9 protein-coding genes are annotated in these 11,886 nt (G+C 64.2%); 2 read left to right on the top strand and 7 right to left on the bottom strand.

The features are described 5' to 3' along the window. Positions 1–547: IS630 family transposase (locus FJ694_RS34870; RefSeq protein WP_157272118.1), on the top strand; the 547-nt coding region annotated here is incomplete at its 5' end. A 188-nt stretch (positions 548–735) separates the two neighbouring features. Then, a complete protein-coding gene (locus FJ694_RS34865) occupies positions 736–2,475 on the top strand; it encodes a P-loop NTPase fold protein (RefSeq protein ID WP_157272117.1) in 1,740 nt (579 codons plus the stop codon). 153 nt (positions 2,476–2,628) lie between these two features. Here the strand turns inward: FJ694_RS34865 and FJ694_RS34860 are convergent, their stop codons facing one another. From FJ694_RS34860 to FJ694_RS34830, 7 genes are all read right to left on the bottom strand, one after another. Beyond that, positions 2,629–2,850: a hypothetical protein gene (locus FJ694_RS34860; RefSeq protein WP_157272116.1), complete on the bottom strand. Its 222-nt coding sequence runs from the start codon at positions 2,848–2,850 to the stop codon at positions 2,629–2,631. Between the two features lie 110 nt (positions 2,851–2,960). Next, positions 2,961–3,632 (bottom strand): glutathione S-transferase, encoded by a 672-nt coding sequence (locus FJ694_RS34855; protein ID WP_157272115.1) that lies wholly within the window; start codon positions 3,630–3,632, stop codon positions 2,961–2,963. A 16-nt stretch (positions 3,633–3,648) separates the two neighbouring features. Beyond that, positions 3,649–5,235: a hypothetical protein gene (locus FJ694_RS34850; protein WP_157272114.1), complete on the bottom strand. Its 1,587-nt coding sequence runs from the start codon at positions 5,233–5,235 to the stop codon at positions 3,649–3,651. A 293-nt stretch (positions 5,236–5,528) separates the two neighbouring features. Continuing rightward, a complete protein-coding gene (locus tag FJ694_RS34845; protein WP_157272113.1) occupies positions 5,529–6,173 on the bottom strand; it encodes a type VI lipase adapter Tla3 domain-containing protein in 645 nt (214 codons plus the stop codon). Between the two features lie 92 nt (positions 6,174–6,265). Beyond that, a complete protein-coding gene (locus tag FJ694_RS34840; protein ID WP_157272112.1) occupies positions 6,266–7,996 on the bottom strand; it encodes a type VI lipase adapter Tla3 domain-containing protein in 1,731 nt (576 codons plus the stop codon). Next, a complete protein-coding gene (locus tag FJ694_RS34835) occupies positions 7,993–10,338 on the bottom strand; it encodes a Tle3 family T6SS lipase effector (protein WP_157272111.1) in 2,346 nt (781 codons plus the stop codon). The genes FJ694_RS34840 and FJ694_RS34835 overlap by 4 nt, the downstream gene beginning before the upstream one ends. A 7-nt stretch (positions 10,339–10,345) precedes the next feature. Beyond that, on the bottom strand, positions 10,346–11,886 hold a 1,541-nt coding region (locus FJ694_RS34830), incomplete at its 5' end, for a DUF2345 domain-containing protein (protein WP_157272110.1).

Raw genomic sequence — 11,886 nt, 5'->3', positions numbered from 1 at the left:
TTGGGAAGACGAGACGGCAGTGCGGCAGGACACAGCCTGGATACGAGGCTATGCACCTGCGGGCCACACGCCGACTGAGGATTACGCCACCAAGCGGCCCACGCCAGGCATCACCATGACTTCGGCGCTGACCAATCAGGGATTGCTGCGTTTTGAGTTTCACGATGGGGCTATCAATGCTGAGCGGTTCATCGAGTTCCTGTGCGACCTGATTTATGATGCGCAGTCCAAGGTATTCCTGATCGTGGACAACTTGAAGGTGCACAAGGCCAATAAAGTTCAGGACTGGCTGCGCGCACACAATAACGAAATCGAGTTGTTCTACCTGCCGCCGTATTCGCCTGAACTGAACCCTGATGAGTTGGTCAACCGGGACCTCAAGACCGAATTGCGCACACGGCCGGCATCAAGCAGCCGCGGACTTCTGCGCAGCGTCGCACACGATTTCATGAAGGTTTTGCAAGGCATGCCGCAACGAATCATGAACTACTTTCGAGGTTCACATCTCGCGTACGCCGGCGAACAAATCGGTGCATGCACTGTTTGATTGCCGGGTTAATAAGCTTCGCAGAGCTTCTTCGACAAGAGGAGACGTAAAACCTCACTCAGAATCGCAGTAATGTGCCACCAACTCGGCAACTTATGGATTGTATCACAATGTTATAATCGAGGCTACATTCGAAATAGCTTGAAAACAGACGAGACCCGACCAATACCTATTGAAAGAGAATGTACATGACAATGGCAACAACCAAAGCCAACCTATTGGATTTGTTGGCGGACGGAGATATCAAAGTAACCGCCCTTGCGGGCAAGTGGGGCACTGGTAAAAGTCATATGTGGAGAAAAATACAGCAGGAAGCTGAAGATTCAGCTCTTGCGGACGCTCTATACGTATCACTTTTTGGCGTAGCCACAATCTTAGACCTTAAGCTAAGGCTTGCACAGAGCGCTGTGCCACTGGGTAACAGTAAAGGGCCAGCAATGGATGCAGCGATTTCTGCAATTAATGGCGCGAAGAAAATCGCTACGTCGCTTTTTAAAGGAGCCTCAGCACTAGACGAACTGGCACTTCTGGCAGTCCCGGCTCTTGTGCGAAGTAAGTTCATCGTGGTGGACGACATCGAGCGCAAGCACAGCAAACTTTCTATTGATGAAGTTTTGGGCTTTATTGATGATTTCACTCAAAACTATGGTTGCCGATTTCTTCTTGTTCTTAATACTGATCAGCTAGTCGAAAAGAAAATCTGGGAACAATTTAGAGAAAAAGTCATTGACCAAGAGCTTCGTCTAGAGACAACTTCCGCAGAAGCTTTTGACATCGCAATCCAATTGACACCTTCGAAGTTCTCAGGCTATATAAAGACAGCAGTAGAGGCATGCGGAATAACAAACATTCGCATCATTCGTAAAATAATTCGAGCCACAAATCGCATTTTAATGGGGCGAGACTCGCTTCCTCATGGAGTTGTTAATCGTCTTATACCATCTGCCGTGCTTCTTTCCGCTATACATTACAAAGGAATGGATAATGGCCCATCGATTGATTTTGTTCTCAGTTCAGGTTCAATCATGGCTGGTGTGGAGACGTATGAACGCAGAAAGGAAGGGCGGGAGACTGATGAGGATAGGCTACAGGCTGAGTGGGAGCTTCTTATGCAAAAACTCGGAATCTATGGGGCAGATGAATACGAGTCGTTGATTGCTGACTATTTGAGGTCAGGCCTATTTGATCGTTCAAAGTTGGATACAACCATAAATAAATACCTTGCAGACACGCGCCTTGACGACACAAAAAGACGTGCATATTCCTTCGCGCAAGCATGCATCTTTCGACCAGATCTCACGGAGAAGCAACTATTGGAGGTCGCTGAATCTCTTCTTCCAGATATCTGTTTGCTAAGCCCAACCGACATCACAGCGCTGCATTATCACGTCAGTAGTCTAGAAGGCGGTGACGTGCTTGGAAGTCGAATGATCGATGCCTGGATAGGTCATCTGCTTGAACTTTCCAAAAACGAAGGAGTTAACCCCGACAGTTTTGTTCTTGACGATTTCTTTGGAGAAACCGTCCATCCAGACATCGCAAATGCGTATAAGCAGGCTCATAATAGTTTAATAAAAACACGCTCGCTTCTTGATGTGTGTTTATGGATGGTGGAACGCAACGGCTATAGCTCTGAGGACGAAACAGTGATGAGAGCCGCCACAATAGACGACTTTGAAAAAACGATTTTAAGCATTACTAGTGAACCACTAAAAACTTTTATGCTCAAGAACATAGATATCTATAAGAAAAGGCACACCAATTTCGAACGCTTTGGATCTGCTTCTGTAAATTTTATAGAAGCATGCAAACGCATTCTGCAAAATCCACCAAATAGACGATGGGAAAAATTGATTAAAGATTTGTTTAAAAACAGAGGAATAGAACTGTATTTAAATGAAGATGACAGTAAATCCGCAACAAGCTAGGTTATTTTAGGAGCGGATACACCTGGCCGGTGGTCCCACTTCGTGAACCATGGCTGTATGACCGCTCCCGCTGCAAAGCAGTCTTTCATGAAGGCAATTGAGACAGCCACTGAAAGTCCGTCTTCCATTTCCACCCCAAAGACAAAACCCTCATCACCCCCGCCCCGCCACCTCCAGCATCCTCCGCCCCCGTTTCAGCACAGGGTTATGCGTCATGACGACGAGTTTGTGGAAGCAGGCGTCGAGGCTGGGGAAGGTTTTTATCCGCTGGCTGGTCCAGCCTTGAGAGCGGCCGCAAATCAGGACGCAGCGGGGTTTAACCGCGCGCAGGCCAACGCGCCCCGCGAATTTCAGCCTGTCGGCTTCGCGCTCCACGCCCATGTTCCGAGACGCCGTTCCGGAATTTGCAGTCAGCGCGACGGCTCAAGCCCTATAGGCGCGCCGTTCCTCACGGCCCAGACGGCGCAAGCCGCCTGCGTCCCACGTCAGATGCCAAGCGCATAGTGCCCGCCGCGCTCCAGCGCGCGCCGGTACGCGGGGCGCTCATGGATGCGCTTCAGGAATTCCATCAGGCGCGGATGGCCGGCATCCAGCCCGCCACGCTGCGCGGCGGCTTCCAATGGAAAACTCATCATCACGTCGGCCGCCGTGAGTTCCGGGCCGGCGAACCAGGCGTCGCGCTCCAGTTCCGCCTCCATGAAATCGAGCTGGGCCTCGATATTGGGCATCACGAAGGACGCCAGGACCCGCCGCGCGATGCCGCGCGCCACCGGCCGCACGAAGAACGGCATGGGCGCGCTGGCCACGCGGTCGAACACCAGCTTCAGCAGCAGCGGCGGCATGGCCGAGCCCTCGGCGAAGTGCAGCCAGTAGCGGTAGCGCAGGAACTCGGGGGTACCCGGCGCCGGGCGCAGGCGCTGCCCGCCGGCGCGGTCGAGCAGGTACTCCACGATGGCGCCCGTCTCGGCCACCACCTGCGCGCCGTCGGTGAGCACCGGCGCCTTGCCCAGCGGGTGCACGGCGCGCAACTCGGCCGGCGCCAGCATCGTGGCCGGGTCGCGCGCGTAGCGGCGGACCTCGTAAGGCAGGTCCAGCTCCTCCAGCAGCCACAGCACGCGCTGCGAACGGGAGTTCTCCAGGTGGTGGACGGTCAGCATCGTGATGGACGGCTTCTCAATGGTCCTGCCGGTTCGCGGCTTCCGCGAACGGGTTGCGCGCACTGACCTGGACTTCGCGCTGCGGCCCCACCGTGAGCTGCAGCGACTCGTCGCCCACATGCAGCAGCGTGTGCCGCCACTGCAGGGGCAGCTTCAAGGTCTCGGCATGGTGCCTGGCGCTGTCCTGCAGCACGTCGGCGGCGAAGGGCGTCGAATGGAAAAGGTTGACCTGCTGGACGGGATGCCCGTCAGCGTCCACCACGAGCAGCACCGTGCACAGCAGGAACGCGGTGCCGCCGTCCACCGACGCCGCGGCCCGCCTCTGCGGCTTCGCGTCATCCAGCAGCGCCAGGCAGCGCCAGGCCTGGACGAGCACGCCTTCGCTCAGGTCGCCCCGCACGCCCCGGGCCTCCTCGATGACCACGGCGTCGAGCAGGGGCAGGTCGTGCGCGCCGGCGGCCGGTGACGGCTTCGCCTCCCGGTGCTCTGCCAGGGCCGGCGCCGAAAACGCCAGGACGGCGCAGCCCGCGGCAATGGCTTCCTGCAGCACGGGGATGTAGTGCTCCATCAGCCAGTGCTCCCACCGGCTGGCCACCAGCTCGCCGGGCGCCGCGCAGCCGTCGAGATGGCTGCGCAGCGCGTCGCCCATCTCGTCCACCGTCGCGAAGCCCAGGCAGACCTCGCCGCCGGGCCTGACCACCACGGCGACGTTGCGACGCCAGCCGAACTGCGCCGCCTGCTCGTCGGCCGCCTGGGCGCGCATGGCCCGCAGCGCCCGCGCCAGCTCCTCGCCCGCGTCGCAGGCGTCGAGCTGGTGCTTGTCGCGCTCGGCCAGCGCCCGCAGGACGCTCTCGTACCCGACGCTGCCGAATTCGAGCGGGTCCTCGTCCGCGGCGGGCGGCCCGGCCGGGTGCCGGGTCTCCCGCCGCAGCGGCACCAGCGCCAGGCCCTGGATGGCGCCGGCCTCGACGCCCAGCGCATCGGCCAGCGCCTGGTAGAGCTTCACGCTGCACGGCCGGTACGCCGGGTCGCGGAACACGCCGCCGAAGGGGTCGGATGCCGGCCCCTGGTGCTCGAAGTGGGCCCGAAAAAACGGCAGGCAAAGCGAGGCGGACGCCGGCTCGTCGTAGAGGGACGCCGCGAACGCCGCCGTGTCGTCGGAGCGGTCGCCGGCCTGGAAGCAGTCGGTCAGGCCCATCCACGGCGTGCGGGACTCGCCGCTGCCGGGTGCCGCGGGCAGCACCCGGGCGAGATAGCCGCGCAGCTCTTCCAGGGCGGCGCCGACGTCCTGGTCCTGGTCGAAGCTGTCCCGGCTCATCAGCCCGTCGGCCAGGACGAGCACCTGCCCGGCGCGGGCCAGCGCCTCGCGCTGCGCCTTTTGCGGGTACAGCGCCTCGACCAGCGCGCGCCCCGCCGTGGCGGCCTGGGTGCGGCTCAGCAGCACGGGCACCGGCACCGGCCGCTGCAGCTCGATCGCCAGGCCCCAGCCCTCGACCAGCGGTGCGCTGGCCTGCCGGCCCAGTCCCACCGGGATGACTGCCGCGGCGCTGCGGCGCCGGCGTGGCGCCTTGGCGGGCGGCTTGTCCTGGAAGTCGTCGTTCATGGGCCGGGATTGTCGTTGCCGCGCGCGCGGCAGCTCCCAGGCCAGCAGCCGGGCCACCGGGTGCGACAGCGCACTGCGGATGGCGGGAAGAGTGGGAAACGATCAGAAAACAACATACCCGAGAGCTTGCTCCCCAGCACGAGGTGCAGCGGCTCTCCTTCCCTGTATCACTCTTGTGTTCCCTTCGACAACCGGGCAGGAACAGCAGCGATCCGGAACGGCACCCGGGGAGGAACGCAGGGCGCCTCAGGAGCTGCTGTGTGCCGGTGGTTCACGGGTATGTTGTTATTCGGTCAATCACCGCCATCCTGCTCCTCTCCATCCGCCAGCAGCAGCGCATTGAGCAGATTCAACTCGTTGGACGCCATGAAGTAGCGGTCGTCGAAGACCTGGCGCAGCCGCAGCGGGTGGTCCTCGCCGGCGGTTTCCGGATGCATGAACTGGTAGTGCCCGGCCGGGATCGCCACCCAGGTGTTGGGCGACTTCAGCGCCTTGAGGATCCGGAACTCGTTGGCCGCGTCGGGCCGCTCGCGCTGCAGCAGCTTGCGCAGGTTGGCTGCCGGCATGCGCAGCACCGAGGGAATGCTGCGTTCCTCCTCGATGGCCTTGAGCTGGCCCATGAGCTGCCACGTGGCGCGGCTGGTCTGCGTCTCGTGGCCCTCGAAGGCGAAGAGCTCCTGCTTCTCGAAGCCGGCCCAGCCCTCCACCACGGCCGGGCCGCTGAAGCTGGCATGGTCGGCCAGGCTGGGGTCCTGCTCACTGATGCTGGCGCAGGGAGATCCCTGTCGCAGTGCCTCCCATAGCTTGCCTTGGCGGTACTTGTCCAGCGTCACGCCCAGCCCAATGATTTCCAGCACGTATTCGCGCCGGGCCTGGTCGTCGGGCGCAAGTTGGCTTGCCGACGCGCGCACCGGGGGCTGCGCCGAAGCTTCGGACAACGCAAGTCCAGCCAGCAATCCGACCGCCATCAACAAGCGGCTTGTCGATCTCGAAGATGCGCTTTTGTCCATGGTCAACCTCGCGGTAGCCGTCATTGCGCGTAGTTCACCGGATCGACCGCCGGCCCCACGATGCTGCGCCACACGTCGCCGCCCTTGATGTGGCGCTGGCCCTTGACCTTCTCCGGGCTGGGCGGCGTGACGAAGACGATGCTGGCCTCGGCCGGATCGCGCAGGTTGATGGCGGCACTGGCACCGCCGTCGCGGTAGCTGGCAATGGCGCCCACGGCCATCTGCATGAACCACGTGGCCGCGCCGGTGTTGCCCAGCCGCGCGTCGGTGTCGATCCACTGCGTGGGCTGCGACCGGTCCAGTTCCGGCCCGCCCTGCCCGGCCCAGGCGTCGAGTACGCCGGTGAGCGCGATGGTCTGCTCGACCTGGCCGCCGGTGGCAGCCAGCACGCGCGCCGGTGCGCGCTGGCGCTCGGCTTCGGGCAGCGTGAGCAGCGCCTGCTGCCAGCCGGCGGCCAGGGCGGCCATGCGCTCGGCGCGCCGCGCCAGCGGCCGGCCCTGCTCGTCCACCGTCCTCACGAACACCGGGCGGTGCAGGAAGCCCAGCGTGGGCAGGCGGTCAACCTCGGCCAGTTGCTCCTTGTTCCAGGGAATGGGGAACCAGGGCGTGGGCTTGAAGTCGCGCGGCGGCTGGCCGTGCTTCGAGAACAACGTGCCGTGGAGCAGGGAAACCTGCTTGGGATAGATGTCCTCGCGCTGAGCAAAGGCGCGCGTGGCTTCGAGCCATTCGGGAACGGTTGGCACGCGTTCGGAAATGCCGGGAGAGCGTGGCAGCGACCGGCCAAGCTTGTTGTACGCCAGCCATAACTTGCGCGCGTAGCCCTTGAGGTTGGCCTCGTCGGCCAGCATCCTGGTTTCGTCCACATCCTCGAACGCGTACGGCCGTATCGCATCCACGCGCTCCCGGCGCGCCAGCACGAACAGCATGGAGCTGTCGGGCATGGGCGGCACATAGTAGCCATCGCGAATCAGCACGGGCGATCCTTTGGGCCGAAACAGGTTTCGCAAATACATCCCATCCGATGAGCTCAGCACCACGTACGGCACATCCGGATGCTCGTCGAAGAAATCAAACACGCGTGCCAGCAGACGGTCTGGCCGCTCGGACAATTCCCACCCGGCTGACACGAACAAATGAGCAGCCATGCCGGAGGTGTCGGCGGCGGAAGCAATGCCCAGCGTAGGCTCAGTGGGAGAGGCAGGGCGCTTGGGGTCGTCTGCCGGTGATTCGGCTGCAAAGGTCGGAATCCCCCAATAGACCGGCGTGTAATGGGCACCGTTCTCCAGCGAGTCGCCGGAGCGCAGCCCTTCCAGACCTTTCTTCTCCTGCGCACTCCACGGGTAATTGTTCGGGTCCTGCTCGCGAATGCTGGCGTAGGGTGACCCTTGCCGCAGTGCGTCCCACAGCTTGCCTTGGCGGTACTTATCCAGCGTCACGCCCAGCCCAATGATTTCCAGCACGTCTTCGCGCCGGGCCTGCTCGTTGGGCTGCAAGGACGGACTGGCCGAAGCGAGCCTCGTCGGCTGCGCAGCAGCCAATGGCGTCGCAAAACCTACGACAAGCGCTGCCACCATCACCAAGCCGGCTGACCAGCCCCAAAGTGCTTTCGTGCTCACAGTCAGTCCCTCCGTCAACGTCAAGGACGGGCCCACCAGCCGGTCCAGAAATAGCCAGGGCACGCCTACCAAGACCACCACGCTCAGCAGCAGAAGGACATCCGTCCATTGGTCACTGCGTCGAGGTGCACTCACGCCAGCGCTCCCGTGCCGCCATTACGCCCGCTGCGTTGCTTGAATTCCTCGTCGGTGAGCCAAACCTCAGCGTCAGCGATCTGCGTTGAATCAATCCGCTGCCCCTGCATCGTCTCGCTCACAACCGCGCGTGGCATTCCTCCAGGCGGCAATGGCAAACCTTCAGGCAGCACGCCGGTGCTGTAGTAGACACAGTTGCCATAGATCAGCCTTTTGTGTTCCTCTGTCTCTGCTCCGTAGTACTCGCTGTACATGTCAAGAAAATCGTCCCAAGCAAGAATGCCCGGACGCAATTTGTCCTTGGAATTTTTCGGCTTCTTCAACCGCCAATCCGCCACCGCACACAAGTAGGCCCGGAACGCCGGATCGCTCACCGCCTTGCCACCGCCGATGGCCACGTCATAGGCCGTGACTTGCTTGTGATTGAGCGCGCTACCAAAAATCGCCCCGTGGAACGAGCGCGCCGCCACGCTTTGCTGCTGGCGCAGCCGTGCCTCGTTGGCTGTCTCGCTGCAAACGACACGCACCCGTTCCGCTCCCGCATGGAAGCCCGAGAGCACCTTGCGCAGCTCGCCCGGCGGCTTGTCCTGGTTCATGGCCTTCTCGATCTGCTGGCACTCCCAAGGCGCGAGCTGGTCGCGGGAGTCGCCGCCGAAGCGCTGCTGCGCCGGGCGCGGGTCGTCAATCACCGTGGAGGGCAGCGGCTGCAGCCCGTAGCGGCTGGTGGAGGCAATGGCCGCGTCGATGGGGTCCACGCCCTCGTGCGCGCCCTGGGGCTGGTTGGGCAGCGTGAGCGCGCCGGCGTACATGTCCGCCACCACCGGGCGGCGCAGGGCCTCGCCCGTAATGCGGCGGATGCCGCTGCGGCGCCGTGCCGCGGGCACCAACGCCGCCAGTGTCGAGCTGCGCGCGGGCGGCCAGTCCACCTCCGGCAACGAGGCGCGCAGTGTGGCCGCGCCCGACGCCACGTGGCCGTGGTCGTCCTCGCCCTTGACGCGCAACGGATGGTCGTGCGGCGCGGCGCCCACGAGCACCGGCTGCGGCTGTGCGCCGGCCGGGGCGTCCTGTGCCACGCGCTGCCGTGCAGTGAAAACGCGCTGGAAGAAGCCGCTGCCCAGCGCCTTGAGTGGCTGGCAGCGGTAGGTCTCGGTGAAGGATTCGGACTCCATGGGGCCAGGCACCGATCTGCGATCACTGTCCACCATGCGTGAGCCCTTCTGGTGGTCCGGCACGCCTTGCCAGCCGATGCCTTGCACGTTGTCCAGCGCCACCGTCATGTCTTCGGGGCAAAAGTACAGGTACACCTTGCCGCGGTTGTCACGGTCCTCACCGGGCTCCCACCGGGTGCCGACGAGGCCCTGATGCTGCGGCGCCTTGAGCTCGGCGAACGCAGGCGTGGCATGCCGCTGCCCCACCACGCCTTGCACGATGTTGACCAGCGTCTGCAGCCGTGCGTACAGCGTCTGGCGACCAGCCAAGCCTGGGTAGCGGGCTCGCATGACGGCGTCTTCACCGCCGGAAAACATCTCGGCGGCGTCGCTGGTCCAAGGTACGTCGTCCACCAGGCTGTAAGGCGGGTGCGTGAGCACCAGCGTGTCGGCCGGGCGCAAGCCCTGCTCCAGCAGGAAGGCCTGTGCCAGCAGGCTCAGCATGCAGCCTTGGCTGTGTGCCACCAGCGACACCACGTCGTCAGGGTCGTAGTCGCGGATCATGGCCACCAAGGCCGCCAGCCGCTGCGCGGCCAGCACCATGTACAGCCGCCCGGGCGCCTTGAGCACCGGGCGCAGTGGGTCCTTGCTCAACCGGTCCACTGCATCGGCCGGGCCGGCGCCGAAACCGCGGTTCCACATGTCGGGCAATGTGCTGGTGGCGTTGCCGAAGGGGCCGCCGCCCTTGCTGAAATCCTTGTCCAGCCGGTTGCCCCAGCGGTCCACGGCCTGGCCGTGGTCGGTGCGGGTGTCCGGCGTGAAGTTGTCCGGCGCCGCCCGGTAGCCCCAGTAGAACGGGATCACGGGTGAGTGCTGACCAGGCTGCGCCTGGCGCTTGAAGAACACCGCGTCGGGATCGGGCTCCAGCCGCTTGGCGTCCTCGGGCGTGGGCATGCGGTAGCTCGCCGGTTGCAGCGGCGCCAGATCCCCCCAGCCCAGGCGTTCGTTGAGCCCGGCGCACAAGCCCTTTTCGACTTGCTCGAAGCTCACGCCCACGTCGTTGACGCCATGCACCACGATCACGTTGCCAGGCAGTTGCGGCGTCACCGCCACGAGCTTGTCGGTCTTGCGCTCGCACTGAAGCACCGAGCTGTCGGCGCCTTGCTCATGAGTTGTCCTGCAATAGCGGCTCATGGTGGTGTCAGTCGTTGCTGAGGATGCGGATGTGGGCGATGTGCATGGCGTCGCGCTGCAGCACCTCGGTGCGCCCCTCGGCGTCGCTGGTGCCGGTGACGACGCTGCCGTCGCTCAGGCGGATCTCGAAGCGCCGCTGCGCGGCCACCGGACCGTCGTGCCCGCCGTAGCGCAGCACGAAGCGCTGGTCCGCCATGCCCTGGGAGAAGGTCGGCAGATCGGTGCCCAGGGTGGCTGGCGCGTTCTGGGCGAAGCTGGCGGACTTGTGCGTGATGGCGCCCTTCGTGCCCAGCGTGATGCCGCCTTCGCCGATCTGTACGAAGCTGCCGTCCTCGGCCACCAGCATGATCTTGCGAGCCATGCCCACGAGCTGGCCGCTGGTGGCGGTCCAGCGGATGTTCTGCGCGGCGTTGGCCTCGATGTTCCCGTGCTGGCTCTGCATCAGCCACGTGCCGTGGTGCGCAATCGCGCTGATGCCGCCGTGCTGCGCGAACCACGCGATGCCCTGGCCGGCGTGGGCGCTGATGCGCTGCCCCGCCGTCCACTGCAGGTGCTGCTGCGCCACGCTGTCGATGCTCACGCCAGCGTAGGACAGGATCGTCTTCGGCGTGGTCGCGGCGATGCCGGCCGGCGCGGTGAGGCTCAGTGTCGGCGCGCCGCCCTGGCCGTGCGGGTCCACGTTGGAGCCCGCAGGCGCACCCTTCACGTCGGCCAGCAGCTTTTCCTGTCCCGCCTCGTCCGCCGCCTGGCCCTGGTGCTGCGCGGCGTAGCGCCCCAGGCTCCTGAACAGCTCCAGGCATTCCTGCATCAGCGCCACGTGCTCCCGGGCGTCGAGCTGGTTGCCTGACGCATCCATCCGGGCCCAGGCCGACAGCAGCAGCGCCTTGGCCGTACGGATGGCGCCGGCGGCGTCGCTGCGCAGCTCGAACCCCTCGCCCCGCGGAGTCGTCCGCCCCTGGCGCATCGGCGTGGCCAGGTCGCCCAGGTTGAGCTGGCTGGCCGCGTGGTCGCTGGCGAGCTGCGCGCTGAAGCCCCGCGGGCTGTCGTTGAAGCGCAGCTGCTGCCCGCGGCTGCCGCCGAGCTCGCGCGTGACGATGCCGCTCAAGCCGTGGTTGTGCGGCAGGCCGATCAGGCCGTCGAAGCGCGGCGCCACGTTGCTGGCGTGGTGGCGGCTGCCCAGGATCACCGGGCGCGACGGGTCGCCCATCTCGAAGCCGATGCTCACCTCCATGCCCGGGCGCAGCGGGAACACCACGCCGAAGCCCGAGCCGCACCACAGCCCGTTGACGCGCACCCAGGCGCCGTCGCCGGCGTTGCCGTTGGTGCCCGCGCCGCCGGCGTGCGCGTGGTCCTCGGCATCCAGGCCGTGGAACTGCACCTTCACGCGCCCCAGCTCGTCGCACCACACCGGCACGCCCTCCACGCCCATGACGCTGGCCGTCATCAGCGGCAGCGCGGGCAGGTCGAGCGACGGGTCCCACGGCGGCGCCCAGGGCGCGTCGCGCGCCACGGCCGCGAAGCGGTTGACGTAGCGCTCGTCGGCGTCCA

Origin of the sequence: Azohydromonas aeria (assembly GCF_009760915.1) — a bacterium.
GTDB classification, from domain to species: domain Bacteria; phylum Pseudomonadota; class Gammaproteobacteria; order Burkholderiales; family Burkholderiaceae_C; genus Azohydromonas; species Azohydromonas aeria.
The sequence above is the reverse complement of the archived record's forward strand: the minus strand, read 5'-3'. Positions and strand labels throughout refer to the sequence as shown.

Coding starts and splice junctions, on each gene's coding strand:
- FJ694_RS34855 (WP_157272115.1), bottom strand. CDS start 3,632: ATGCTGACCGTCCACCACCTGGAGAACTCCCGTTCGCAGCGCGTGCTG.
- FJ694_RS34835 (WP_157272111.1), bottom strand. CDS start 10,338: ATGAGCCGCTATTGCAGGACAACTCATGAGCAAGGCGCCGACAGCTCG.
- FJ694_RS34865 (WP_157272117.1), top strand. CDS start 736: ATGACAATGGCAACAACCAAAGCCAACCTATTGGATTTGTTGGCGGAC.
- FJ694_RS34850 (WP_157272114.1), bottom strand. CDS start 5,235: ATGAACGACGACTTCCAGGACAAGCCGCCCGCCAAGGCGCCACGCCGG.